Origin of the sequence: Gordonia sp. PDNC005, assembly GCF_016919385.1 — a bacterium.
Taxonomy (GTDB): domain Bacteria; phylum Actinomycetota; class Actinomycetes; order Mycobacteriales; family Mycobacteriaceae; genus Gordonia.
In genome coordinates this window covers 170,053-196,000 of sequence record NZ_CP070351.1, presented here as the reverse complement: position 1 = coordinate 196,000, position 25,948 = coordinate 170,053, and the positions used below count along the sequence as shown (strand labels likewise).

Genomic DNA, 25,948 nt, shown 5'->3' with positions numbered 1-25,948 from the left:
TCTCAAAGAACACACACCCACCAGCACCAACCCGCACAAACACAGGCCGAACTCCAGTGAACTCAATTATCCGCCGACCGTTTCGGGCCAACTCTTCCAGTCTAGCCACACGCCGCTCCGCAGTGCAAATCAGCGTGCCGGCCGTGACCGGCCCCACCACCAACACCACCGGAATCTCACGACCCGGTGAAGAAGTTGAAGGGAATTTGTCTTCCGCGGCCTGGCCGCTCGGACTCGATATAAGTTACGCATCGGCCCACAGAAAGCCAAATCGCCAGGTCAGGGCCTTGCGCTAGCCGGAATGCCGGTGATTCGACGATGTCTCGGGTGCGGATCGGCTGTTCGACGGCTTCGGGTCCATCTCGTGCTCGAGTCCCGAGCCGATGGCCGGCGACGGCTTCTGTCCCGGTTTCACGACGACAAACTGGCCCATCATTCCCTGATCCTCGTGGAACATGAGGTGACAGTGGTACATGTACGGCCACCTGGTGGACGTGTAGTCGGTGAACCGGAGGGCGATGGTCGCGACGGCGCCGGGTGCGAGCAGGATCGTGTCCTTCCACCCGTCGATGAGCGGCGTGGTGCTCGTCTTGTCGAGCGACAGGACTCGGAACTGGGTGTCGTGGACGTGGAAGTTGTGAATCCAGTTGTCCTTGTTCGCGATGGTCCAGATCTCGTCGGTGTCCACGTCGACCGTGTCGTCGACTCGGGTGATGTCCATGAGTCGGTTGTTGATCTGGAACCACTCCAGGTCGAAGGTTCGCTTCTTGGCAGTGGCGGCAGGCCGGGCAGGAGTGCGAAGCGTCGGGTTGAGACCGGTCGGCAATGCCGCAGGCACTGGGGCCGCCGCGTGCGGCCCGACGATGGTCACCAAGTCGAACTCGTCCTTCAGTCCGAAGTCGGGGGCGTCATCGTCGTCAACTTCGAGATTGTCGGGGAACCCGACCGCTCTCAACGTCACCGTCTCCTCGGGTTGGAGGTCGACGACGATCTCGACGCGTTCGCCTGGACTGAGGTAGACGCTTGTCTCGGTGACCGGTCGATCGAGGAGTCCTCCGTCGGAGCCGATGATTGTGAACTCTCGCCGGTCGGAGAAGGCGAGGTTGAACAGCCTCATCGTGGAACCGTCGAGGATGCGGAAGCGGACGCGGCGCGTGGTCGCAGTGAACGTCGGACCGCTGATTCCGTTGACGACGGCGGTGTCGCCGATGAGCCCGACGTCTTCACGGTCGGTCTCGTCGAGGACGTCGTCGGAGGTGAAGCGCTTGTCCTGGACGATCAGCGGGACGTCGTCGATCCCGTAGCGGTTCGGGAGATCGTGCTGGTCGGACTGGTCGTCGTCCACGATGAGCAGCCCGGAGAGTCCTCGATAGGCGTGGCGGCTGGTGGTGCCGTGCGGGTGCGGGTGGTACCAGAGGGTCGCGGCCTGCTGTTTGATCGTGTACTCGGCGGTCCACGTGTCGCCCGGCATGATCGGCTGGTGTGGTCCGCCGTCCATGTTGGCGGGCAGGTGCATGCCGTGCCAGTGCACCGTTGTCATCTCCGGGAGCGCGTTTCCCACTTTGATGCGGATGTCGTCACCACGACGCACCCGGATCGTCGGGCCGAGGATGGATCCGTTGTAGCCCCAGGTGGGAGTGCTCGTTCCCGCGACGATCTCGCTCATGCCCGGTTTCGCTTCAAGGCGGAAGACCTTCGTCGTTCCTGATGCGGTGGGCTTCAGGATCGGCGGGATCGGCAGTGGGCGGGGGCGACTATCCGTTTGGTCCGAGCCGCTCGGCGTCGTGTCGTCTGGCGAGCACGCCGCGACGACTGTCGCGGCGGCCACCACGCCTGCACCTTTCAGCCACGTACGTCGGCTGATCGATTCGGCTGTGTTCATGTGTTCTCTCTTCTCGAGCCCGGTCTGTGGTCAGCGCTTGCTGCGGCGTGGTGCCCGACCGAGTATCGCCGACGGCTTCTGGCCGGGACGGACGACAACGAACTGGCCTTCCATCCCTTTGTCTTGGTGGAACGTCAGATGGCATCCGAACCGGTAGGGCCAGCGAATCGACGTGTAGTCGGTGAACCGCACTGCGAGTCTTGCGACCGCACCCGGTGGGAGCAGGACGGTGTCCTTCCAACCTCCCGTCGGCGGCTTCGGATGTGCCTTGTCGAGCGAGAGCACTCGGAACTGGGTTCCGTGGATGTGGAAGTTGTGAATCCAGGTGTCGGTGTTGCGCACCGTCCAGATCTCTTCCCTCCCGATGGGGACGACGGCGTCGACGCGTGTGGGATCGAAGAGTTGGCCGTTGATCTGAAACCATTGGAGGTCGAAGTACCGCTTGTGGGCGATACCGATGTTCGGAGGGTTGCGCAGCGTCGGATTCAGGCCGGTCGGAAGCGCGCGCGGCTTCGGCGCGGTCGACGTCGGGCCGACGACTGTCATCAGATCGAATTCGTCCTGCAGCCCGAAGTCCGGAGCAGCGTCGTCGACGCCGAGGTCTCCGGGGAACGCGACGGCGCGCAGTCGGACGGTCTCGCCTGGGATGAGGTCGACGACGATCTCAGTTCGCTCCCCCGGGCTGATCGCGATGCTCGTCACCGTCATCGGCTTGTCGAGGAGCCCCCCGTCGGTCCCGATGACGGTGAACCGGCGGTTGTCGGAGAACGCGAGGTTGTAGAGGCGCGCGGTCGACGCGTCGACGATGCGGAACCGCACCCTGCGGGTTGTCGCGGTGAAAGTCGGTTGGGTGATGCCGTTGACTGTCGGGGTGTCGCCGAGCAGTCCGACGTCGGCACGGTCGGTCTCGTCGAGGGCCCCGGTGGCGGTGAAACGTTTGTCCTGCAAGATCAGCGGGATGTCGTCCATGCCGTACCGCCGCGGGAGATCATGACGGGACGTCGCCGCATCGTCGACGATCACCATCCCGGCGAGCCCGCGGGACGTCTGCAGACTGGTGCTCCCGTGCAGGTCGGGGTGATACCAGAGGGTCGCGGCCTGCTGGCGGACCCGGAAGCGTGATGCGAATGTCCGGCCCGGCCCGATCGGCTGGTGCGGGCCGCCGTCCATGTCCGGAGGAATGTGCAGCCCATGCCAATGGACCGTGGTGGTCTCGGGAAGCGTGTTCCGGACGTTGATCCGCACGTTGTCGCCGCGCGTGACCCGGATTGTCGGGCCGAGGTTCGCGCCGTTGTATCCCCAGGTCCCCGTGCGGGTGCCGGGAACGATCTCACTGGCACCGGTCTGCGTCTGCAGGCTGAAGACCTTCGTCTTGCCGACCCTGCGCGGTGCAAGCACCGGCGGGATCGGCAGTGGTCGGACGACGACCGCCGTGGCTTCCGGTTCCGGGTCGGGCCGAGAGGAGCAGGCCGCGGCACCGGTTGCGAGAAACACGAGACCTGCGCCTTTGAGCAGTGTCCGCCGCGACACCGTTCCGTGAACGTCCACACCCGCTCCCGTTCGCCCCGTCCGTTGATCGGATGAGCTTATACGCCGGGCCGGGTCGGTGCGGCGGTCAGTCGGGCACGTTTTCGCCGTACCCGAGCGCGCGCAGCGATGCGCGGATGCGTTCTGCCGCGTCGTCGAGTGATTCCGGTGACGGGTCCTGGTCTGCCTGGGTGAGATCGAACGACTCCAACGAGTGCGCGGGGAACACGTGGATGTGCAGGTGCGGCACTTCGAGTCCGGCGATCAACAGGCCCATTCTCGGTGCGTCGAACGCGTCCTTGACTGCACGGCCGATCTTCTGTGACACGTCGGAGAGGTGAGTGAACGTCGGAGTGTCGATCTGCTCCCAGTGATCGATCTCCTTGCGCGGCACCACGAGCACGTGCCCGGGCGTCACCGGGTTGATCGTCAGGAACCCGACACTCTGTCCGTCTTTCCAGACGAAGCGTCCGGGCAGATCGCCGTTGATGATGTGCGTGAAAACCGAGGCCATGCCCGAACCTTACCGAGGGTCGACGCCGTCTGCGCGGGGCAGCGCGAACCAGAAGGTCGCGCCCTCCCCCGGTGCCGACCGAACGCCTGCCGTGCCTCCGTGAGCGGCGACGAGCGCGGCCACGATCGAGAGTCCCAGTCCGCTCCCGCTGTCCGAGACGTTCCGGTGGCGGGACGGGTCGCCCCGATAGAAACGCTCGAAGACGTGCGCTTGCTCGTCGGCGGTGAGTCCGGGCCCGGAATCGGCGACGTCGACGATCACGTCCGCGCCTTCTATTCGGGCCGCCAGCGTGATCGGTACGTCGGATCCGGTGTGAGCGACGGCGTTGCCGAGGAGGTTGCCCAATACCTGCCGGAGTCGCAGTCCGTCGCCCTTGACCTGCGCTGTCGGATCGAATCCGGCGAGGTCGAGGTCTATCTGCCGGTCCGGTGCAGACGCGCGCGCGGCCTCGACGGAGTCGACGAGCAGAGGAAGCATCTCAACCGGGGCGTTCTCGACGGGGCGGTGCGCGTCGAGCCGTGCCAACATGAGGAGGTCTTCGACGAGCATCGTCATCCGATCGGCTTCGCCGGCGATCCGACGGACTGCGTCCGACGAGTCGGTGACGGCGCCGAGCGCCATCAGGTCGGCGAATCCCTTGATCGACGTCAGCGGGGTGCGGAGTTCGTGCGATGCGTCGGCGATGAATCGCCGCATCTTCTCCTCGGATGCGCGCGCCTGGCGTTCGGACGCCGCCGTCGCGGCGAATGCGTTCTGAATCTGAGCCAGCATCGCGTTGAGCGACTCGCCGAGACTCCCGACCTCGGTGTTCACCGGCCGCGCCGGGACTCGTCGGTGAAGGTCACCGCCGGCGATGGCATGAGCGGTCTCCTCGACGCGACGCAGCGGACGCAGACTGGAACGCACCAACAGGTAACTGAGCGCCCCTATCAGGATGACGACGATGCAGCCGACACCGACCTGCAGCCAGATCAACCGCGTCATCGTCGCGTCGACGTCGGTCAACGGGATCGCCACCACCACCGTCGATCCAGCCGACACTCGCTTGACGACCCGCCAGTCCGGGCCGGCGCCGGACGACGACACGGTAGACGGGGACGTGCTCACCGACGACGAGAGAGTCGACAGGTCCGGACTGGAGCCGAAGTCGTTGAACGTGATCTCAAAACCGTCCGACGACGTCGCGGTCACGAAGTACTGCGATTTCGGGCGACGCAGTCCAGGGGGGCCCGGCATGTCACCGTCCCTGACATCGGGTGGCCGGGCCCACCCGTGGACCGCGTCGTTGAGTCCCTCGTCGACACGTGTCAGCAGATCGCTCCGCATGGCGGACGTCACCACGACTCCGGACACTCCGAGTCCGGCCAGCACGAGGATCACGGTCAGCACGACGAGTGTCACCCGCAGCGGCATCGACCGCATGCGCTCGGAGAACGAGTTCATCGTGGCTCGCGCATCACATAACCCACGCCGCGCAGGGTGTGGATGAGCCGGACCGGGCCGGTGTCGATCTTGCGTCGCAGATACGACACGTACGACTCGACGACGTTCACATCGCCGCCGAAGTCGTAGTTCCACACGTGATCGAGGATGCGGGGCTTCGACAGCACCGTGCCCGCGTTGACCATGAAGTACCGGAGCAGTGTGAACTCGGTCGGCGACAGCGAGACGAGTTCTCCGTCCTTGAACACCTCGTGGGTCTCCTCGTCGAGTTCCAGATCGGCGAACACGATGCGCGACGAAGCCTTCGACTCCTCGCCGTATCCGCTGCGGCGAAGCAGCACACCGAGCCGCGCGACGACCTCTTCCAAGCTGAACGGTTTGGTCACGTAATCGTCCCCGCCGACGGTGAGTCCGTTGATCTTGTCTTCGACGGAGTCGCGCGCGGAGAGGAACAACGCCGGCGCCTCAACGCCGTCCGCGCGCAGGCGGCGCAGCAGGCCGAAGCCGTCCATGCCGGGCATCATCACGTCCAGAATCACAACGTCCGGCTTGAAGGTACGGGTGATGTCCAGGGCGCGGGGACCGTCGGCGGCCGTGCGCACGTCCATCCCCTGAAACTTCAACGACACCGACAACAGTTCCCTGATGTTCTCCTCGTCGTCGACTACCAGGACTTTTGCGGGCACGGCAGGGGAACTCACGGTCATGTCACCATCGTGCACCGTGCGCCTTCCCCTCCGCTGGCCGAACGCTGGGAGCTTCCTGTGAGCCGACGCCCCACTGCCCCTTGAGCGCCTTTCGTCTCGCAAGCTCGCTCATCGGTCAGAGGGGACGCGCGCTCAACGAGCAGGGGACGCTCGGCTCAACGAGCAGCGGGCGGGGTCAGGACTTCATCATCGGGGAGGCGAAGAGGCCTTGGGTGAGGCGGATGTCGCCGAGCCACTCGGCGAGCTCGGCGGCACGGGCGTCGAGCGCCCGGACCCCGTCCGCGGGGACGTCTTCCAAGAGCTGCACGCGGACGCCGGCGTCCTCCTGTACCCAGCCGCCGACGATTCGGCCGTTCCACCATGCGGTCTGTCCACCATTGCCGTTGGTGTCGAACAGGTGCCGAACGTGCGCGGGATCGAGGTAGAACTCCCGACCTCGCCAGCCCATGGTCGTCGGGTCCAGCCCGGGGAGCAGCAGCGCCCGCGGCTCCACGTCGTCGACGGCGTCGAGGTCGTCGCCCATCAGATATCCGATCTCGCCGGAGTCGAGGTCCACCTCGACCACGTCCAGGGCGGCGATCGCCTTCCGCACCGCAGTCTTCGTCGACCCCAGCCACCACACGAGATCGGCCTCGGTCCCGGGGCCGAACGATCGGAGCCAGCGCGCCACAAGATCGCGGTGGCCGTCCTCCGGAGTGACTGCCGCGAGCGGCTCACCGAGCCACGACGCCATCGACGTCCAGCCGGGCCGCGACACCGCCCAAGTCGCGCGATTGGTCCCGCGGACCACGTCGCCCGCCGCTGCCAGGTGATTGAGCATGCGCGGGAGCATCGGCGAGAGTCCGCCGTACGACTTCCCCGCATCGCGCATGATCGAGATGTCGAAATCGGGCAAAGCTTTGCGCACCTCGGCGGCGACCAGTTCGGTTCCGTCGAGGAGGTCGAGCACTGCCGCCCGCGCCTGATCGATCCAGCCTTCGGGGTCGGCGGGTCCGTCATCGCGACGCAGGTCACGGAGCATGTTGGTGCGCTCCGACGCCGCGACGCGGCTGCCGACCGCGCCCACTGCGTCGGCGAGAATCGGTCGGCTCATGACAAAAAGAGTCCGCCGCATCGCGAGCTGTTTCACGACCGTTCGATCATCGTAGAGTGCACTGTCGACGTCTTGCGGGGTGATCTCGCCGTTACGCGCCCACGCCGACAGATGCACGGTGGACGCGGTCGTCGCGTGCAACCCGACAACCGCGTCGGCGATCTCGGCCACCGGAGTGCCGACTGTCCCGTCGAGCAGATGTCTGCGCTGAAACCGAGCCCGTCGCGCGTTGTCGTCGACGTGTGGTCGTGTCATCGGGCCACCGTAACGGCGTCGATCTCGATTCGTTGGCCCGGGTACGGCAGCACGGTGACCGCGGCTATCACCGCCGGAGGCGTTGCTCCGGCGAACGCCTCTTCCACCGCGCCCCACACCGCAGCGACGTCCGCGCGATCGGCCGTCTCCACGTAGACGGTCAGTTTGGCGATGTCGTCGACGGAACTCCCCTGCTCCGCGAGAAGTGTCGCCAACAGTTCAACGACATGTGCCGTCTGGGCGATCGGGTCGCCGGGCGCCACGACGGTCCCGTGCTCGTCCAAGGGCGATATGCCGGCCGTGAAGAGTTGTTCGCCGCTGACACGCGAGCCGTAGGCGAAGCCGCCGTCGAACAGTGCGTCAGACCCGAATCGACGGACAGTCATTGGAAGCTGAGCACTTCGTCGCCCCAGGCGCGGAGCATCGCGTCGTCGAGACCGACGGCGGCGGAGTCGACCGCGCCGATTCGCAGCGACGCGTGATCGTCGACCGTGTAGGGGTCCCACTGTGCGTTGCCGGGGATGTCGTCGCCGATGTTCGGGTCGGCCGAGGTCGCGAACGCGAGCCATCGACGCTGGACGCGGGCGGTCACCTCGTCGCCGGTCGGTCGACCGCCGAGTCGGTACATCGGATCGCGTTTGGTGGACGCCGGATTGCCCCACACGTACGGCAGTTCGGTGGCGTGCGCGGCGCCGAAGCCGATGAACCTCAGCAGCGGCGTAGCCCAGTCGAAGCGGTACAGGTGCACCGAAGCACGCGAGTTGTGCGCCTCGGCGATCCACAGCGCCGGCATGCGGAAACCGATGTCGCGGGAGATCGCCATGCTCCGCACCCGAGCCTTCACGTGCTGGTACGACTCGTCGAGGTGCTCAGGCTCAGGCAGCGGGAGGTGCGGCTGCTCGGTGCCGATGAGGGTGAACATCGCGTCGACGTGCTCGGACTTCACCGGCATGAGAGGCGACGACATCCACTTGAACAGCGACGTCTCGTGTCGATTGGTGCCGATCATCAGCGGCACCGGCAGAGCGTGCCCGGACTCGTACACGCGGAGCGGATCGTCGGGGATCAGGTCGCCGTCGACGACTGGTGTGTGAGCGATGGTGCCGGGATGCTCCCGCGGCACCGACAGGAACATCTGCTGTGACGCCGCCACAAGCGCGTCGACGGGGATGTCGCGGAGCAGGTCCGGGGTGACCCGTTCGGCGGGCATCAGGTCGAGCATCGCCTGCGCGTAGCGCGCGGCGCGGTCGGGACCGTACACCGACGTGGCCGGAGAACTCTGCGCGATCGCTCGATGGACGAGCCCTTTCGCGCCCGGCATGGTGAGGAGTGTCGTGACCACTCCGCCGCCTGCCGACTCCCCGAAGACAGTCACGTTCCCGGGGTCGCCGCCGAAAGCCCCGATGTTCAGGTTCACCCAACGCAGTGCAGCCAGCACATCGGACATGCCGCAGTTCGCGTCGAACGTCCGGTCGGCGTCCGACCACGACGAGAAGTCGACGAATCCGAACGCACCGAGCCGATAGTTGATCGTCACGACGATCACCGGGGTGCCCGCCTCGACACCCGTGCCGATCAGCGACGCCGCGTCGTACAGCGGCTGTGAACCCGAACCGCAGAGGTAGGCGCCACCGTGAATCCACACCAGCACCGGAAGCCGAGCGTCGCTGCGCGACGCTCCGCGCGGGGTGGACACGTTGAGGTACAGGCAGTCCTCCTCCTGCCGCGTGCCGTCGCCCAGCTCGATCACCGGCATCACCGGCTGCGGGCACACCGGGCCGAAAGAGTCGGCGGGGACCACATCGGTGTGGGGTCTCGGATCGACGGCGTGCCGCCACCGCAAGTCGCCTACCGGCGGCTGGGCGTAGGCGATGCCGCGCCACACGTCGAGCGTTTCAGTCGCCACACCGCGCAACGGACCGTAGTGAGTGTCGACGACAAGATCATCTTGAATCACGGGTTCCATTCTGCCGGGAGGAGTGCCGATGCCGCAGTGTGAGCCGTACCCTTGCGGGCATGAGCATCCCGCTGTTCTTCCGCGAAGAGTCGTTCCTGCAGCCGATGGAGGTGACGCTTCCCGACGACATCCGCGTTGTCACTCAGAAGTTCTACGACGTCCGGATGGAAGACATCCGCGACATCTTCGACGAGTCGTTCCAGACTCTCGCAGGCTGCGGGCCTATCGGTCCCGGCTACGGCTTGTACGAGGGCGATCCCCACGATGTCTTCGACATCACTCTCGGTTTCCCCGTTGCGGCCCCGACCGACGTCGAAGGCGTCGACAACGGTGTCTTCCCGTCCGGGCGGGCCCTCATCATGAGCCATGTCGGCGCGTACGAGGGCATCAGTTCGGCGTGGGAGTCGCTCTTCGAAGTTCACGAGGTGAACGGTGGAGGAGATTCGCGGGGCGTCATCGAGATCTACGTCAACGACCCGTCGGTGACCGAACCCGAAGACCTCCGCACCGATCTGATCATCCTGTACTGACGCACCGCCTCGCCCCGCTGTTCAGACGAGTTCGAGTCGCTTGGCCATGTCGGAGACGAAAACTCCGGTCGGGTCGATGCGTCGTCGCACCGCGATCCACTCGTCGATCCGCGGGTACATGGCGTGAAAGGTGTCGGGCCTGGTGACCGAGTCTTTCGCGGAGTAGAGGCGCCCACCGAAATCGATCACCCGATGGTCCAGTTCGGAGACCAGCCTGTCCAGGCCGCGTTTGATCGCGAAGTCGAACGTGACAGTCATGCCCGGCGTCGGGAACGACAGCGGCGCGCGGTTGCCGTCGCCGAACATCTTGAGCACGTTGACGAAGCTGGCGTGACCGGAGGCCCGCACCTCGGACAGGAGCGGGACGAACGCGTCGAGGTTCTCCGGCGGGATCACGAACTGGTACTGCAGGAAGCCGGTGCCGCCGTAGAAGCGGTTCCACTCGCCCATGATGTCGAGGGGATGCAGAAACCCGGTGATGTTGTGGACCTTCCCGGTGTACGTCCCGCCCGCCTGGAAGTAGGCGCGACTCATGAGTCCGAACGTCAGCCGGTTGCCGAGCCCGCTCGGGAACATGTCGGGGACGGTGAAGTACTGCGGCGCATCGAAACGCAGAGGGTCGCGGCGGAGTTTCGTCGGCAGCTCGTCGACGGCGGCCAGACGCCCTCGAGTGAAGTAGCCGCGGCCGAGCGCCGGTTCCTTCGTCACCGCGTCGAACCAGCCGGCGCTGTACTCGGCGGAGTCGCTCCACCCTGTGCGGTGCAGGTCGACAGTCTCGTGGACGTCGTGCGTGACGACTCCGTCGGCGAGGAAGTAGGCGGTTTCGGTCCGTTGGAGTCGGAGGCGGGCGCGCAGCACGATGCCGGTGAGACCGAGTCCGGCGACAGTCGCCCAATACAGGGACGCGTCCGGATCGTCGGACGTTCCGTCGGGTGCGAGGGTGAGGACCCGACCGTCGGCGACCAGCAGATCGAGGTCCGCGACCTGGTCTCCGAAGCTGCCGCTGCTGTGATGGCTCTTGCCGTGGATGTCGTGGGCGATCGCACCACCGACCGTGACCTGCCGCGTCCCCGGTAGGACGGGCAGCCACAGGCCGAGCGGGACGAGCGTCCGCAGGAGGGTGTCGAGGCTGACACCCGCGTCGACGTCGGCGATCAGGGCGTCGCCGTCGATCCGGTGGATCCGGTTGACGGCGGTCATGTCTACCGTCAGCCCCGCCCGGTTCTGCGCCGATTCGTTGTACGAGCGCCCGAGCCCTCGTGCGATGACACCGTTGCGCAGGTAACCCGGCGAATCGGCCTTCGCGTCGGCCACCTTCGCGACCGCGCGAGCGATCGTGTCGACGTCCGGCGTCGCCAGGACGGCGGCTCTGGTCTCGTTGGTTCGCGACCAACCGTTGAGGGTCCTGGTCGACACCACGTCGTATGCAGTCGTAGTCACGTCGGCGAACGTACCGGCGCGGCCTGAGAAGCTCCTGCGAGTTCCCCAAGGAATAACAGGCGCCGCCCGTGCGCTTGCAGAGGGAGTGAGTGCACCCACGCAGGCCAACAACGCCGAGAACGTCGACCGGGCCCTCGCCGCCCTTGAATGGACCCTTCAGGAGTCTCGCCGCGAGCGGTTGTCAGCGGGTGAGGATCGCCTGTACGGCGGTCCGACCGCCGGCTTCCGGTATCTGGTGGAGGGCTCCCTCGAGATCGACGACTGCGGGACGACGCGTCTGATCTCTGCGGGCGACGTCATCTTGTGGCCGCACGGATCGTGCGGACGCCTCCGCGCGCTCACCGATGTCGACTTGGTGAGCGTCGTGTTCGCGCAGACGCCCGCGCCGAGCAGGTGGCTGCACACTCTGCCGACTGCGGTGGTGATCGGCGGCTTCCGAGCCGCCGAGCCCGCTGTTGCAGGTCTCATCGACACCATTGGCACCGGGCCCGGCCCCGGGGCGACGAGGCCCGGCGACGTGGTGGTCTGCAACAGAATCACCTCGACCATCGTGTCGGTTGTCATGCGGACGTGGCTCGAGCGCGGCTGCGCTCCCGACCTGTGGGCCGAGCGTTTGGCCGAACCCGACCTGTCGCGGGTCATCGATGCTCTGCACGCCGAACCGGGCCGAGCGTGGACGGTGGACGAACTGGCGAGAACTGCGACGATGTCTCGATCGGCCTTCGCCGAACGCTTCCGCGACCTGACCGGACGGTCACCGGCGTCATATCTGGCCGGGGTGCGTATGGCGGAGGCCATGCGCCTGCTCAGCGACGGCGAGCCGGTGGCGGCGACCGCACACCGGCTCGGCTACGAGTCCGAAGCCGGCTTCAGCCGCGCGTTCCGCCGACACACTGGACATCCTCCGGCTCGATGGCGACGGGGTCGGCAGGCCCCGCAGCCGTCGGCGAGTTGACGTCGCCGCGAGCCGAGCCGAACAGCACACCACCCACGACCGCGGAGGCGACCGCGATCCACAGTGCCGCGGTGATCCCGACCGTGTCCGACAATGCGCCTCCGACGGCGGCGCCGATGGTGATCGCGATCTGGAAGCCCGCCACCAGCAGGCCGCCGCCCGCCTCCATACGGTCCGGGGCCTGACGCCCGATCCACGTCGAGACCACCATCAGCCACGATCCGAAACCGAAGCCCCACACTGCGACTGCTGCGATCACCAGCGGGACGTTGTCCGGCGCCGCAGCGACCACCGCGATGCTCGACGCGATCAGCGCGGGCACCCCATACCTGGCGATGTCGAGATGTCGGTCGACGACCATGCCGACCGCGAAGTTGCCCGCCAACCCGCCGACACCGAACACGACGAGGATCGCGGCGATGGTCGTCGCGTCCAGATCCGGGTTCCGTTCGAGCGCCACCCGGATGTAGGTGAACGCCGCGAAGTGGCCGAACACGGTGAGGACGTGTCCGGTGAGGCCGAGCGAGAGTCCCGGCACACGAAGGGTTTCGGTGAGGGAGCTGACCCGTGCGGCGGCGGACGGCTCTACGAACGGGAGCACTCGCCAGAGCGTGACGGCCACCACGGCCGACAGAACGGCCGCGCCGGCGAAGACCGCGCGCCAGTCGAACACCTCCCCCAAGTAGGTGCCGAGCGGGACCCCGGCGACCGTCGCGACGGTGGTGCCGGTGTTGACGAGCATCATGGCGCGACCGAGGTGTGCAGGCTGCGCGAGACGCGAGGCGACAGCGATGGACATCGCCCAGAAGCCGCCGATCGACGCACCGAGAAGCAGCCGGGCAACCAACAGCATCCACATGCTTCCGGACACGGCGACCAGCACATTCGACACCGCGGCCACGCTCGTCAGGCCCACTAGCAACAACCTGCGGTCCAGCTTCGGGAAGATGATGCCGATCGTCGGCGCAGTCAGAAAGCCGACGAATGCGGTGACGGTGACCGCTTGCCCGGCGTTGCCCTCCGACACCCCCAACGACTCGGCCATGGCGGGCAACAGGCTCGGCGGAAGGAACTCGGCGACGACGAGGACGAAGCTGGTCGCCATCATCACGACTATCGAGGCCCACTGGGTGGCCGTCGACGACGAAGCGGTGCGTTGTGTCATGACATAGATCCTCCGTGCCGAGCGATGCCGCCACTTGACCGAAACCCCACAGGATCGAACCGAACGTCCACCGATTCCGGTGGCAGAATTGTCACGCATGGGGCAGCCGCGGCGATACACGAAGAGGGTCGGGCGAGAAACGTCTTCTCGCCCGACCCTCTGGTGGAGCCCCCTGTCGGGATTGAACCGACGACCTTCGCTTTACAAGAGCGGTGCTCTACCACTGAGCTAAGGAGGCGTGCGGTGAAGAAGTATATCCGCCGCAGATAGCTCGCCCACCACCAGCACCACGATCGCACGACGAGGAGGCACCACAACGTGCGCGCGTTCTTCCGCCGCGGACTCGAGAAAGTCCTTGGAAACGCTCAGGCGACGATCGACACGATCGAGCCGGGCAGCATCGTCGTTGCACCGCGAAAACCTATCGCGCTCGACGACGAGGCCGCGATCACCGAGGTCCTGGACCTCGCTGCCAAGATCGGTGCGGTCCTCCTCGACTCCGGCACAGGCGCCATCGACACTCGCAAACAGATCGAGTTCGTGGCGGGCATCTACGGCCTGGAGGACGTGGACGTCGACGTCACGTTCAACACGATCATGGTGTGCGCGCGCCGGGGCTACTCCCTGCCCCCGGTGATCTCGATGCGGACGGTTCACTATCGATCACTGGACTTCACCCGCCTTGCACACGTCGACCGGTTGGTGCGGCGCATCCGCCAGTTGGCGATCACCCCGACGACGGCGCATCGGATCGTCGACGAGATCATCGCGGCCAACCACCCGTACCCGTATTGGGTGGCCTCACTCGGCTGGGGAGCGATGGCGGCCGGTATCTCGATACTCCTCGGCGGCACGTTCTTCGTCGGGCTCACCGCGTTCATCACCACCCTGGTGATCGTCTCCCTGAACCGGAGACTCGCGCGGATCGGGACCCCGGTGTTCTTCCAACAATTCGCAGGCGGCTTCATCGCGGTCATGCCCGCAGCGACTCTGTTTCATTGGCGCGAGCAGATCGGCATCGACTTCATGCCGTCCCAGATCATCGCGGCAGGCATCGTGGTCTTGCTGTCCGGGCTGTCCCTCGTCGGCTCGGTGCAGGATGCGATCACCGGCGCTCCGATCACCGGCACCGCCCGGTTCTCCGAGGTGGTCCTGCAGACCGGCGGCATCCTCGCCGGAGTCGCTCTCGCTCTGCGGGTCACCGAATGGTTCGGGGTGACGCTGCCCGGTCTCGGAACCCAGCTCCCGTTCGGCACCGCCGACACGCTGGCCCGCATCACCGGTGCCGCGATCGCGGCTGGGGCGTTCGCGGTCGGGAGCTACGCCGAGCGTCGCGCGATCCCGGTGGCGTTCGGCGCCGGAATCGTCGCATCGGGCGTCTCGTTGGGCCTGGCGCTCACTCAGGCCGGGTCGATCGTCGCCGCGGCCTCCGCCGCCGTCGTCGTCGGCCTCGTCGGTGGTCTCGCCGCCCGTCGTGCGTTGACGCCGCCCCTGGTCATCGCCGTCGCGGGTATCACGCCTCTGCTTCCGGGTCTCTCGATCTACCGCGGGCTGTACGGAATCATGAGCGGGCAGTCGCTCGAGGGCTTCGGCCAGGTCGCAGCGGCACTGACAACAGGCTGTGCGCTCGCCGCGGGCGTCACACTCGGCGAGTTCCTGGCGCGATCTCTGCGTCGACCGAGCATCCCGGCAGTTCTCGTCCGAATCCCCGTCCGCCCGGAGAACTTTCCCCGCCGAAAGCCGCGACGCGAAAGTCCTTGACCCTCACGCGGCGTGAGGCACCACGATCTTCAGGAGTGACGATGACACGAGGCGACACGTGGACCGTGGGTCGACTGGCAGAGCATTTCGGGGTGACGGTGCGCACACTGCACCACTACGACGAGATCGGCCTGTTGTCCCCGACCGAACGATCATCGGCAGGCTATCGCCTGTATACGCAGGCGGACCTGGTCCGGCTGCAGCAGATCGTGGTGTATCGACGGCTCGAGATGTCCCTCGACGACATCGCCGACCTGCTCGACGGGGCGGACGGCGCGGTCGACCATCTCCGCCGACAACGTGAAGTCGTCACGGCCAGGCTCGACGAACTCAATGAGCTCGTGGGCGCAATCGACGACGCATTGGAGCGTGAGATGACGAACCGACCCGCCACAGACGCGGAACTGAGAGAACTGTTCGGAGACGGGTTCTCCGACGAATACCAGGCCGAAGCGGAGGAACGCTGGGGCCAGACCGACGCGTGGGCCCAGTCCGCGGCCCGCACGTCGACCTATACGAAGGCCGACTGGGCGGAGGTCAAAGCCGAGCAGGACGCGGTGAACGCCGAGTTCGTCAACGCCATGAGGTCCGGCGAGCCGGCTGACGGAGCGCGGGCTCGGGCGGCGGCCGAACGTGCTCGGTTGCAGATCAACGACCGCTTCTACGAGTGCGATCACGAATTCCATCGCTGCCTCGGCGAGATGTACGTCGCAGACGAACGGTTCGCGGCAACGTACAACACGCTCGAACCCGGTCTCGCGCAGTACGTCCGGGATGCGATCGTCGCCAACTCGGACGCCAACCGGGGTCACGCGTAGAATCACCAGCATGCCTGCCAAGACAGAAGACATCGCAGAAGACGATCTGACTCCGGTCGCCGACGAGACGGCGATCTCGGCCCGCCGCGTGGTCGCCACGTACGCCACAGACGCCGACGAATGCCGGATGCTCCTGTCCATGCTGGGACTCGCCACCGACGAGTCCGCCTGATCGTCGATGACCGACACGGGTGCTGAATTCGTCGTCGTAGCCAACCGGCTCCCCGTCGACAAACGTGTGCAACCTGACGGGACCGTCACGTGGAAGCGTGCACCGGGAGGTCTCGTCACCGCTCTCACCCCGACTCTCGCGACCCGCGAGGGCGCGTGGGTCGGGTGGAGCGGCGCGGCAGCCACCTCGACTTCGCTCGACGAGCAGACAACAGGTGCCCTCGACGAGCAACCGCGGGTCGACGGGATCGACATCCACGCGGTGCCGTTGAGCAGCGGTGAGATCGCCGACTATTACGAGGGCTTCGCAAACTCGACCCTGTGGCCGCTGTACCACGATCTGCTGGTGGAACCGGTGTTCCGGCACGACTGGTGGGACACCTACCTGACGGTGAACCGGCGATTCGCCGAGGCGACAGCCGCCTCCGCCGCACACGGCGCCACCGTCTGGGTGCACGACTACCAGCTCCAGCTCGTGCCAGCGATGCTGCGGGACCTGCGCCCGGACCTGCGGATCGGGTTCTTCCTTCACATCCCGTTCCCATCGTATGAACTGTTCACGCGGCTTCCGTGGCGCCGTGAACTGCTCGAAGGACTGCTTGGGGCCGACCTCGTCGGTTTCCACCTTCCGGGCGGCGCGGAGAACTTCCTGACCCTGGTCCGCCGAGTCCTCGGCCTGGAGACCTCCCGCGACCCGGTCGGCGTCCGTGACGGGCTCGGAACCATCACCACCGGCACGCGTACCGTGCGGGTGGGCTCGTTCCCGATCTCCATCAACGCCGCCGAGGTCGCCGACCAGGCGTCGAAGACTCTCGATCGTGCCGCCGGGATCCGTGCCGAACTCGGCGACCCGAAAACGATTCTGCTCGGCGTCGACCGACTCGACTACACCAAGGGCATCGACGTTCGGCTGAAAGGCCTCGAAGGACTTTTCGCCGCGAGCCGCCTCGACCCGGCGGAGACCGTGTTCGTGCAGCTCGCGAGCCCTAGCCGGGAACAGGTCGACAGCTACATCGCCGTCCGCAATCGCATCGAGCGGAGCGTCTCCCACATCAACGGCACGTACGGAACCACCACGTCGCCGCCGGTTCGCTACCTGCTGCAGCCGGTCCCCCGCGACGAGCTTCTCGCGTACTTCATGGCGGCCGACGTCGTTCTCGTGACGCCGCTGCGGGACGGGATGAATCTCGTGGCCAAGGAGTACGCAGCGTGCCGCGCCGACCATGGCGGCGCGTTGGTGTTGAGCGAGTTCACCGGAGCGGCCGCAGAGCTGGGCGAGGCCGCCTACCTGCTCAACCCGTACGACGACCAGAACGTGATGGACGTGATCGAAGCGGCTGTGACCGATGATCCGGCAGCTAAGCGCTCACGGATGGCCGCTCTGCACCAGCAGGTCCGCGACTTCGACGTCGATCTGTGGGCCAACAGCTTCTTGCAGTCTCTCGCGGGTGCGAGTGCGGCGAATGAGGAGATCAAGTGAGGATCGACGGTTCTCTCGGCCATGCGATCGCCGAGTTCGCTCACCTCGATCGGGTGTTGCTCGCCTCCGACTACGACGGGTGTGTCGCACCGATCGTCTCCCGTCCGGAAGACGCGAAGCCCAATCCACGGTCGGTAGCCGCGCTCGCTGCAGCCGCCGAACTGCCCGGCGTGGATGTGGCGCTGGTGTCCGGACGAGCGCGATCCGACCTGGCCGTCCTATCAGGTCTCAGCGACCCGGTGGTCCTCGTCGGCAGCCACGGCGCCGAGTTCGACACCGGCTTCGCCGACCCCGTCACCGCCGAGAGGCGCGCGCTGCTCGATCGGGTGATCGCCGAGTTCGAGGCCCTCGCCGCCCGCTTCCCCGGGACCTCCGTCGAGATCAAACCGGCCAGCACCACGCTGCACGTCCGAAATGCGTCATCGGACGACGCCCACGCGGCGCTCGCACTCGCCGCCGAAGGTCCTGCATCGTGGGAGGGCGTGCACGTCACCTACGGCAAGGCCGTCATCGAACTGGCCGTGATCGAGACCAGCAAAGGCCACGCGCTTGATCGTCTACGCGACATCGGGCACGCGCAGGGGGTGCTCTACATCGGCGACGACATCACCGATGAGAAGGCGTTCGCTCGCCTCAACCTGCCCGGCGACGTGAGCGTGAAAGTCGGCGACGGCGCGACCTCGGCGCGGTACCGCGTCGACGGCCCCGACGACGTCGCAGACGTCCTCGAAGCGGTTGTCGCTAGCCGGTCTTGATATTGCGTCGAGCGCTCGCCTGATCGCGCGGCTTCAGGATGATCTGGTCCAGGTTCACGTGCGGCGGGCGTGACGCTACGAACGAGATCACCTCGGCCACGTCCTCGGCCACCAACGGCTCGAGTCCGGAGTAGACGGCGTCGGCCTTGTCTGCGTCGCCGTCGAACCGGACCAGGGAGAACTCGGTCTCCACCATTCCGGGAGCGATCTCGGTGAGGCGGATCGGCTTGCCCAGGAGTTCGAGGCGAAGCGTGCGATGGATCATCGCCTGCCCGTGTTTGGCGGAGGTGTAGCCGGCGCCGTTGTCGTACGGCTCGATCGCAGCGAGTGAGGTGATCGTCACGATGAGCCCGTCGCCGGACGCCTCCAGTGCGGGCAGAAGAGCCTTCGTTACACGCAATGTGCCGACGACGTTCGTCTCCCACATCCACCGCCAGTCGTCCAGGTCGGCGTCAGCGACCGTCGCGAGACCCTTGGCACCGCCCGCGTTGTTGACGAGGACGTCCACGCGGTCGAGACCGGCGACGAACCGCTCGACCGACTCCGGGTCCGTCACGTCCAGCTGCCGCGCGCGTCCGCCGATCTCCGCGGCCAGTGCTTCGAGACGATCGACCCGCCGGGCTCCAAGGATCACGTCGTAACCGTCGCCGGCGAGGGCCCGCGCGGTTGCGGCGCCGATACCCGAACTCGCTCCGGTGACAACGGCGACTCTGCTGGACTCATCAGACGCGGCGGTGCTCATGCAGCCATAATAGAGCCGGGTCGACTGCTAGTTTTGAGGCCATGAGCTCAGGCGGCGTCGTCCCCGCACGACTACGAGTCGGAACCGGACCGGCAGCGGCGGTTCTTCACGCCATCCGGGTCGGGGGTCCGGTCACGCGCGATCAAATCGTCGCCGCTGTCGATTTGTCTGCCGCGACGGTGAATCGTCAGGTCAACGCCCTGCTCGAAGCCAAGTTGATCACCGAGCGGCCCGACCTCGTCGACACCGGCGCCATCGGCAGGCCGAAGGTTCCGTTGACTCTCGACCGGGACCACTACTGCGTCGCCGGCATGCACGTCGGCGCACTGCGCACGGCCCTCGTTGTGGCCGACCTCCGCGGTCGCACGCTGTACTCGCACGCCATCCGCACCCAGGAGTTCGCAGGCATCGATGCGTCCGACGCCGTGCGTCGCCTCTGCGGACTGCTTCGTGAACTCGCCGACAGGTTCTCCGGCCGTCGTGTCCTGTGGGGCGGCGCAGCGATCGGTGGCGCGGTCGACGCCGACACCGGCATCGTCGACCATCCGATCCTGAACTGGCACCGCCAGCCGCTCGGCCCGGAATTGACTGCGGCGCTCGGGGTCCCGGTATCGGTGTCCGAACACGTGCAGTCGATGGCCGCCGCCGACTTGATCCTGTCGGGATCTATGGACCACGGGCAGTCGGGCCTGTTCTTCTACGCCCGCGAAACCGTCGGTATGGCGATGACGTTCGCGGGCGAAGTCCACCAACCGATGCACGGCGCCGGAACCATCGCCGGACTGCCCGTCGCACCCGGACTCCTGTCGACCGAACCGATCGTCCCGCTGCAGTCGGTGATCGGAACCGAGGCGACCGCGGCCGTCGCCGCACGTCTCGGCGTGCAGCCGGATGCCAGCGTGATCGCAGATCACCAGGCTCGGGTACTCGGCGAGGCCGTGGCCGCCATGCGCGATGTGATCAATCCCGACGAGATCATCGTCGCGGGTGACGCGTTCGCGACCCATCCGCAGGGTCTCGCGCCGGTTCAGGCGGCGTTCGACGCCGCGACCCGAATCGACCGACCTTTGGAGATCAACCCGACGTGCTTCGGGATCGGCGTCCCGGAAGCCGCCGCGATCGCCGTCGCGCTGTCTGCGGTGTACGTCGACCCGCTCGCAGTGGTCTGACCAGGCTTTTACTCAGGGAAGCCGTCGAGGACCGCGCGCGAGCCCGACAAACCCAGACGGCTCGCGCCGGCAGCGATCAGCTCGGCGGCGAACTCCGCGGTACGGATTCCGCCACTCGCCTTGACTCCGACATGCGGGCCGACAGCCGCACGCATCACCTCGACCGCACGGACACTCGCACCGCCCGCCGGATGGAAGCCCGTCGACGTCTTCACGAAGTCCGCACCCGCCTGCACTGCCTTCTGGCAGACCTGCGTCAGCCCGTCCTCGCCGATCGTCTCCAGCAGGACGGCCGACTCGACGATCACCTTGAGCAAGACATCCGGTCCGATGCCCTGTCGGACGGTCATGACATCGGCGAACACTTCGTCATAGCGGCCGTCGACGGCCGCGCCGATGTCGATCACCATGTCGATCTCGCCGGCACCCGACTCCACCGCGAAACGTGCCTCGGCAGCTTTTACGAGCGAGTGGTGTTTACCCGAGGGAAATCCGGCGACGACGCAGTTGCGCACCGTTCCGGTGTTGATCGGCAGCATCGACGGCGACAAGCAGACAGAGTGAACGCCCAGGTCGACGGCTTCGGCGACCGTCGCTTCGGCATCGGCCCGAGTCGCTTCCGGCTTGAGGAGGGTGTGGTCGACGAGAGCCGCGACGGCCGCTCGGTTCAGGTTGCTGTTCGTCACAGGTTCGAGCTTGGCACACTTAGACCCGTGACCACCCCACAGCGCCCCGCAAGCGACGACGCACGACGTCTTGTCCTCACCCTCGGATGCCCCGACACCACGGGCATCGTCGCCGCCATCTCCGGCTTCATCTCCGACATCGGAGGTTGGATCACGGAGGCGTCGTACCACTCCGACGAGTCGACGGGATGGTTCTTCACCCGCCAAGCGATCCGCATCGACTCCGCGGAGCTTCCCGTCCACGAGGTGCGTGCACGTTTCGCGCAGATCGCCGCCGACATGGGCCCGGAGACCGAGTGGACGCTCACCGATACATCAGTCGAGAAGACCGCGGTTCTCCTGGTCAGCAAGGACAGCCACTGTCTCACCGACCTGCTCGCCCGCGCTGAGCGCGGCGAGTTCCCGGCGACGATCGCGGCCGTCATCGGCAATCACCGCGACCTCGAGGAGCTCACGTCACGTTTCGGCGTCCCGTTCCACCACGTCCCGTTCCCCACGGACGGGAAGACCGAGGCGTTCGCCGAGGTGCGTCGCATAGTCGACGGCTACCGACCTGACGCCATCGTGTTGGCACGCTTCATGCAGATCCTGCCCGCAGACCTCTGCGAGGCGTGGGCCGGACGTGCGATCAACATCCATCACAGCTTCCTTCCGAGCTTCGTCGGCGCCCGGCCTTACCACCAGGCGTTCGACCGGGGCGTGAAGCTCATCGGCGCCACCTGCCATTACGTGACCGCAGATCTGGATGCCGGACCGATCATCGAACAGGACGTCAGCCGTATCAGCCACGACTACACGACCGCCGACATGGTGCGTCAGGGCCGCGACATCGAGACCCTCGTCCTGTCTCGCGGGGTCCGTTGGCATCTGGAGGACCGCGTCCTCGTCTACGGACGCAAGACCGTCGTCTTCACATAGGACCTTCACGGAGGCGCATCACCACAGGTCGATCTGTGGATGACGCTCCTGTTGTCCACAGATGTCGACTTCCCGTGATGAACCTGAAGCGACCCAGAAGATGTCGGTGATCCTTGCGGGATGAATCCGATACGCACCGGGGTGTACTCCGCGCAGGAACTGATCAGGCGGCTGGGCCGTGCGGGCTTCGCCGAATGCATCAAGAACGGCATCGCACGGAAGATTCGCCACGGTTGGTATGCGATCGGGGACCCGCCCCAGGATCTGGTGATCGCTGCCCACCGGGGCGGAGTTCTGAGTTGTGTATCGGCGCTGGACAAGCACGGGGTATGGGTACCCGAGCAGCCCGATGTCCACGTCCGAACCAGCGGCCGTGCGGCCCGCGTCCCGGATAGCAGGTTCTGCCATCGGTTCGGTCGGGACGACCCGGCCTGTACCGCGATAGACGATGTCTCGACGGCACTGCAGTATGCGGCGCGTTGCCTGGATCGCGGGGAATACGTCGCAGTATGCGACTCCGTGATGAATCTCGGGTTCATGACCGGCGAGCAGATCGACTACCAGTTCCGCAACGCACCTAAGCGAATTCTCGCCCTGCTCGACCGATGCGACGGCAGGGCGATGTCCGGCCCCGAGTCGATGATCCGCTTCTTTCTAGAGGGCAAGCATGTCAAGGTCCGCATCCAAGTGCAGATCGACACTGTCGGTCAGGTCGACCTCTTGGTGGGCAAACACTTGATCATCGAGACCGATGGCCGGGAGTTCCACCTCGAACGATTCGATGAAGATCGTGCCCGCGACGTGGCCGCGTCTGCGCTCGGCTACACAACGCTGCGATTCAGCCGGGATCAAGTTCTGTACGACTGGGAGTATGTGACGACCTCGATCATGGAGGCGATCGCAGCCGGAGTCCATCAGCGGCCGTCACGTCGTGTGAAATGTGCACGTGAGCGCTTCCACACTGAGCTATGAGGGGTAGTACGTCCGCTCACGTGCACATTTCACGCACGGTGGTTCAGATTGAGCAGCTGCCGGACGACTCACCCGAGGCGGGCTGCTGCCCTTCAGAAGCGGCCTTCAGGTTGACGTCGGAGCCTGCGAACGCGAAGTCGATCCCCGACCCGGTCACCTTGAGATCGCTGACTTTGATCTGCTTGAACAGTGGGCCGAACATCGACGTCGTCACCTGATCGACGATCGGCTGCGCGAAATCGGAGGGCAGACCGAACATCAGGGCGGTCGCGTCCTTCACCTCGAACCTCACCGTCCCGTTCGACACGGTCGGCTTCAGCGTGACGGTCGCAGGGATGCTGAGGATCGCGATCGGAACCTCGGTCTCGAGCTTGATGGTGCCGGCGTTCGCGTCAGCCGAGATCGACTTGATGGTTGCGCTGCCGCCCTGTTGGCTCTCGTTGCTCAGTTCCGTGATCCGCTTGTAGGGCAGGTAACCCGAGCCCTTCAGCGATCGGACGGTGCCGCCGTCGGTGCTGATGCCTTCGGCACGCGCGTGGAGCCGCATGTCGGCGGCGTCGCCGTCGTTGGTGTCCACCTGGACCCACGGCACCTCGCTGCCGAACACGGAGAGCAGCATCGGCTTGCGCGACACCGACACGTCGGTGGACGCACCTGTCAGACTCCCGAAAGCGTTCGAGATGCAGTCGGTGACCTTGCTGCGCATATACAGTTCGGACCCCACGCCTGCGATGACCAGCAACAGCACCAGAGCGGCGGCGATCAAACCGATGGTGCGCCTGCGACCGTGCTTGTTCGCCGCGGGTGCGGACTTCGTCACGGGGATCTCCGGGGAGCTCGCGGCGGGGATGCCCGGGTTGCTCGATGCATCGAACGCGCCGGTGCCGATCGCTTCCATCTGGCGCGTCGCCGGGCGCGATGCCTGCGAGTATGCGTGGGTCGCCGGATCGGCCGGACGACGAGTCGGGTCGATCGGTCCGGTGATCACTTCACCTGTCGGGGTGTCATCCGCAGACACCGGCACGCTCTTCGAGTCTGCCGGGGTGGTCGGTTCAGGCTGTGCCGCATCCGCCGGCGGCGTCACGGCGTCGCCGACGGTCGGCTCGTCCGGAGTACCGCTGTCGAGAGAGTCGCGGTCAGGCGTCTCGCCGCCGGGAGTGTTGTTGTCGGTCATGCTTCGGTCCCATCCAGGCTGCGGATGTCACGGCGATTGGCGCCGGTCGCCAGCGCCGCTCGCGCCTTGTCGGTCCGGGCCAGGTCGATGTCGTGGAGATCGACCTGTTCACCGGAGTCATAGTCGGCGATCACGCTACCGAACGGATCTGAGATTCGGCTATGTCCTATCCCAGTGGGAGCTGACGAGTTCCGAGCTGCGGGGTCGGTGGGCAACGCCTGGCCCACGGCGACGACATGGGTCGCGGAATCGAGGGCGCGCGCCGACGCGAGGAGTTCCCACTGCTCCCGTTTGCCCGGCCCGGCACCCCACGATGCGGGCACCACGATCAGCTCGGCGCCCCGGCGTGCGAGTTCAGTGAACAGCTCCGGAAAGCGGATGTCGTAACAGGTCGCGAAACCGACTCGACGACCTGCGATCTCGGCGATCACGGTCCGCTCCCCCGGCGCTATCGTCGCCGATTCACTGAAGCCGAACGCATCGAACAGATGAATCTTGTTGTAGCCGACAGGCGGCAGGCCTGGCCGCGCGACCAGCAGAGTGTTGTGGATCCGACCGTCGCCCGACGGCGTGAACATGCCCGCGACGACCGTGATCCCGAGCTGGGTAGCGACATCGACGATTCGTGACGCCCACGGTCCGTCGAGCGGCTGAGCCACGTCGGTCAGCGACACTCCGAACCGGCACATGGCGGCTTCGGGAAAGACGATCAGGTCCGCACCGTCGGACGCGGCACGGCGCGTCTCGTCGATGATGCGCGTCAGATTGGTTTCGGGGTCTGTTCCGGTGGAGATCTGGGCCATCGCCAGCCGCATGGGGGCTCCTCGTCGTTGTGGTCGCGCACCTCCACCTTAGTGCCGTTGTCAGCCCTCGTCGGCAAGGTACGTGACTCCCGGGGTTCGAGAGACACCGTCGAGTTCCATTGGCGGCATTCGCAATTCGACGCGGGTCAGCGTTGGTACAGCGTGGAGCCGTCCGGGCCGCTCGTCGAACTGATGAACTTGGCGAAACAGTGGTCCTTGTCGAGCGACTGACTCACGCACCACGACAACGCCGAGGACGGTGTCGAGAACTGCTGCGCCGAGACGATCACCCACCAGTGATCCTGGGTGAACACCGGCCAGTCCGCCGAACGCAGCAGCCGCACGTTCGGATACCGCTGTTTCATCGACACGTACTCGTTGTAGATCGCGGCGTTGTCCCACGTGCGGCCTTCGGCGCTCAGGCCCGGCCATTTTGCGCTCACCTGAGCGGTCCAGCGGTTGTCGTTCGACCGCATGTACGCGGTGTCCGACGCCGTAGCCGCGGCAAGATCGTTCGCCGCCTGCGCCTCCGGATCGACGTACGTCGTGATGGTCGCCGGGCCGGGTTGGGGTTGTCCGACCTGCGCGGTGGTCGTCTCCGTGGTCGTGTCGGACGTGTCGGACACCTTCTTCCAGACCACAACACACCCGATCACCAGCGCGATGATGCAGGCCATCGCGAGCCCGAGGATCACTCCGCGCGCGACGGAGGGCCCCTGCTGACCGTACTGCGGCGGATATCCGGCCATCGGGTACCCGGTCGGCGGATGCTGGCCGGATGGGTACTGGCTCGCGGGATGCTGGGCGGCGGCATACCGGGCGGCGGAGTCCTGGCCTGTCGGGTACCCGTAGGCGGCCTCAGGAGTGGTGTACTGCTCGGTTGACGCCTTGTCTAGCGAGACTCGGTTCGACGCGATGTCACGCTGCATCGTCTCGGCGAAGTGATTCACCCCCGACTGCTGTCCATCGGGCGATCCTGACGTACCTGGCGTCGACATGCGCTCATGCTAGTCGCGTCGAGGGCCCGCACC

General features: G+C 66.3%; 25 protein-coding genes and 1 tRNA gene. 10 read left to right on the top strand and 16 right to left on the bottom strand.

Going from position 1 to position 25,948, the window contains the following annotated elements:
• Positions 1 to 292: 292 nt before the first annotated feature.
• From JVX90_RS01065 to JVX90_RS01030, 8 genes are all read right to left on the bottom strand, one after another.
• Positions 293 to 1,882, bottom strand: a complete 1,590-nt coding sequence (locus JVX90_RS01065) for a multicopper oxidase domain-containing protein (RefSeq protein ID WP_205330653.1) — start codon at positions 1,880 to 1,882, stop codon at positions 293 to 295.
• Between the two features lie 30 nt (positions 1,883 to 1,912).
• Positions 1,913 to 3,430 carry a multicopper oxidase domain-containing protein gene (locus tag JVX90_RS01060; RefSeq protein ID WP_205330652.1) on the bottom strand — a complete coding sequence of 506 codons (1,518 nt, stop codon included), beginning with the start codon at positions 3,428 to 3,430 and terminating at the stop codon, positions 1,913 to 1,915.
• Positions 3,431 to 3,497: 67 nt separating this feature from the next.
• Positions 3,498 to 3,923, bottom strand: a complete 426-nt coding sequence (locus JVX90_RS01055; RefSeq protein ID WP_205330651.1) for an HIT family protein — start codon at positions 3,921 to 3,923, stop codon at positions 3,498 to 3,500.
• A 9-nt stretch (positions 3,924 to 3,932) separates the two neighbouring features.
• Positions 3,933 to 5,366, bottom strand: a complete 1,434-nt coding sequence (locus JVX90_RS01050) for a HAMP domain-containing sensor histidine kinase (protein WP_205330650.1) — start codon at positions 5,364 to 5,366, stop codon at positions 3,933 to 3,935.
• Complete coding sequence (locus tag JVX90_RS01045; RefSeq protein WP_205330649.1) at positions 5,363 to 6,073, bottom strand: response regulator transcription factor; 711 nt, start codon at positions 6,071 to 6,073, stop codon at positions 5,363 to 5,365. Before JVX90_RS01045 ends, JVX90_RS01050 begins: the two co-directional genes overlap by 4 nt.
• A gap of 175 nt (positions 6,074 to 6,248) precedes the next feature.
• Positions 6,249 to 7,421: a winged helix DNA-binding domain-containing protein gene (locus JVX90_RS01040; RefSeq protein ID WP_205330648.1), complete on the bottom strand. Its 1,173-nt coding sequence runs from the start codon at positions 7,419 to 7,421 to the stop codon at positions 6,249 to 6,251.
• Positions 7,418 to 7,807: a RidA family protein gene (locus JVX90_RS01035; protein WP_205330647.1), complete on the bottom strand. Its 390-nt coding sequence runs from the start codon at positions 7,805 to 7,807 to the stop codon at positions 7,418 to 7,420. The genes JVX90_RS01040 and JVX90_RS01035 overlap by 4 nt, the downstream gene beginning before the upstream one ends.
• The gene (locus JVX90_RS01030) at positions 7,804 to 9,387 is read right to left on the bottom strand and encodes a carboxylesterase/lipase family protein (RefSeq protein WP_240193998.1); all 1,584 of its coding nucleotides are present in this window, start codon (positions 9,385 to 9,387) and stop codon (positions 7,804 to 7,806) included. The genes JVX90_RS01035 and JVX90_RS01030 overlap by 4 nt, the downstream gene beginning before the upstream one ends.
• 50 nt (positions 9,388 to 9,437) lie before the next feature.
• Between JVX90_RS01030 and JVX90_RS01025 the strand changes: the two genes are divergently transcribed.
• Positions 9,438 to 9,908, top strand: a complete 471-nt coding sequence (locus tag JVX90_RS01025) for a GyrI-like domain-containing protein (RefSeq protein WP_205330645.1) — start codon at positions 9,438 to 9,440, stop codon at positions 9,906 to 9,908.
• 21 nt (positions 9,909 to 9,929) lie between these two features.
• Here JVX90_RS01025 and JVX90_RS01020 read toward each other — a convergent pair whose 3' ends face one another.
• Positions 9,930 to 11,348 (bottom strand): FAD-binding oxidoreductase, encoded by a 1,419-nt coding sequence (locus tag JVX90_RS01020; protein WP_205330644.1) that lies wholly within the window; start codon positions 11,346 to 11,348, stop codon positions 9,930 to 9,932.
• Positions 11,349 to 11,433: 85 nt separating this feature from the next.
• Here JVX90_RS01020 and JVX90_RS20505 point away from each other — a divergent pair, with 85 nt between their 5' ends.
• Positions 11,434 to 12,303, top strand: coding sequence for an AraC family transcriptional regulator (locus JVX90_RS20505; protein ID WP_240193997.1), 870 nt, complete (start codon positions 11,434 to 11,436; stop codon positions 12,301 to 12,303).
• On the opposite strand, the gene JVX90_RS01010 is transcribed toward JVX90_RS20505, so the two are convergent.
• Positions 12,218 to 13,468, bottom strand: coding sequence for an MFS transporter (locus JVX90_RS01010; RefSeq protein ID WP_205330643.1), 1,251 nt, complete (start codon positions 13,466 to 13,468; stop codon positions 12,218 to 12,220). The genes JVX90_RS20505 and JVX90_RS01010 overlap by 86 nt on opposite strands.
• A gap of 163 nt (positions 13,469 to 13,631) precedes the next feature.
• A tRNA-Thr gene (locus tag JVX90_RS01005) sits at positions 13,632 to 13,706 on the bottom strand.
• Between the two features lie 80 nt (positions 13,707 to 13,786).
• Between JVX90_RS01005 and JVX90_RS01000 the strand changes: the two genes are divergently transcribed.
• From JVX90_RS01000 to otsB, 5 genes are read left to right on the top strand one after another with little or no spacing between them, the layout of a single operon-like run.
• Entirely contained in the window at positions 13,787 to 15,229 is a 1,443-nt protein-coding gene (locus JVX90_RS01000) for a threonine/serine exporter family protein (protein WP_205330642.1), read from the top strand.
• 41 nt (positions 15,230 to 15,270) lie between these two features.
• Complete coding sequence (locus tag JVX90_RS00995) at positions 15,271 to 16,047, top strand: MerR family transcriptional regulator (protein ID WP_205332212.1); 777 nt, start codon at positions 15,271 to 15,273, stop codon at positions 16,045 to 16,047.
• Between the two features lie 10 nt (positions 16,048 to 16,057).
• Positions 16,058 to 16,219, top strand: a complete 162-nt coding sequence (locus tag JVX90_RS00990; protein ID WP_205330641.1) for a hypothetical protein — start codon at positions 16,058 to 16,060, stop codon at positions 16,217 to 16,219.
• A gap of 6 nt (positions 16,220 to 16,225) precedes the next feature.
• On the top strand, positions 16,226 to 17,698 hold the full coding sequence (locus tag JVX90_RS00985; protein ID WP_205330640.1) for a trehalose-6-phosphate synthase: 1,473 nt from the start codon (positions 16,226 to 16,228) through the stop codon (positions 17,696 to 17,698).
• Complete coding sequence (otsB, locus tag JVX90_RS00980) at positions 17,695 to 18,453, top strand: trehalose-phosphatase (RefSeq protein ID WP_205330639.1); 759 nt, start codon at positions 17,695 to 17,697, stop codon at positions 18,451 to 18,453. The genes JVX90_RS00985 and otsB overlap by 4 nt, the downstream gene beginning before the upstream one ends.
• On the opposite strand, the gene JVX90_RS00975 is transcribed toward otsB, so the two are convergent.
• Positions 18,440 to 19,195: an SDR family NAD(P)-dependent oxidoreductase gene (locus JVX90_RS00975; RefSeq protein WP_205330638.1), complete on the bottom strand. Its 756-nt coding sequence runs from the start codon at positions 19,193 to 19,195 to the stop codon at positions 18,440 to 18,442. The genes otsB and JVX90_RS00975 overlap by 14 nt on opposite strands.
• Positions 19,196 to 19,236: 41 nt before the next feature.
• On the opposite strand from JVX90_RS00975, the gene JVX90_RS00970 reads away from it, so the two are divergent.
• Positions 19,237 to 20,364 (top strand): ROK family transcriptional regulator, encoded by a 1,128-nt coding sequence (locus tag JVX90_RS00970; protein WP_205330637.1) that lies wholly within the window; start codon positions 19,237 to 19,239, stop codon positions 20,362 to 20,364.
• Between the two features lie 8 nt (positions 20,365 to 20,372).
• Here JVX90_RS00970 and deoC read toward each other — a convergent pair whose 3' ends face one another.
• The gene (gene deoC, locus JVX90_RS00965; RefSeq protein ID WP_205330636.1) at positions 20,373 to 21,050 is read right to left on the bottom strand and encodes a deoxyribose-phosphate aldolase; all 678 of its coding nucleotides are present in this window, start codon (positions 21,048 to 21,050) and stop codon (positions 20,373 to 20,375) included.
• Positions 21,051 to 21,077: 27 nt separating this feature from the next.
• Between deoC and purU the strand changes: the two genes are divergently transcribed.
• A complete protein-coding gene (gene purU, locus JVX90_RS00960) occupies positions 21,078 to 21,968 on the top strand; it encodes a formyltetrahydrofolate deformylase (protein ID WP_205330635.1) in 891 nt (296 codons plus the stop codon).
• 120 nt (positions 21,969 to 22,088) lie between these two features.
• Positions 22,089 to 22,940 carry a DUF559 domain-containing protein gene (locus JVX90_RS00955; protein ID WP_240193996.1) on the top strand — a complete coding sequence of 284 codons (852 nt, stop codon included), beginning with the start codon at positions 22,089 to 22,091 and terminating at the stop codon, positions 22,938 to 22,940.
• 43 nt (positions 22,941 to 22,983) lie between these two features.
• On the opposite strand, the gene JVX90_RS00950 is transcribed toward JVX90_RS00955, so the two are convergent.
• The 3 genes from JVX90_RS00950 to JVX90_RS00940 form a co-directional block, all read right to left on the bottom strand.
• A complete protein-coding gene (locus JVX90_RS00950) occupies positions 22,984 to 24,114 on the bottom strand; it encodes an LmeA family phospholipid-binding protein (RefSeq protein WP_205330634.1) in 1,131 nt (376 codons plus the stop codon).
• Positions 24,111 to 24,929 (bottom strand): carbon-nitrogen hydrolase family protein, encoded by an 819-nt coding sequence (locus tag JVX90_RS00945; protein ID WP_205330633.1) that lies wholly within the window; start codon positions 24,927 to 24,929, stop codon positions 24,111 to 24,113. Before JVX90_RS00945 ends, JVX90_RS00950 begins: the two co-directional genes overlap by 4 nt.
• Before the next feature lie 134 nt (positions 24,930 to 25,063).
• The gene (locus JVX90_RS00940; protein ID WP_205330632.1) at positions 25,064 to 25,915 is read right to left on the bottom strand and encodes a hypothetical protein; all 852 of its coding nucleotides are present in this window, start codon (positions 25,913 to 25,915) and stop codon (positions 25,064 to 25,066) included.
• Positions 25,916 to 25,948 lie beyond the last annotated feature (33 nt).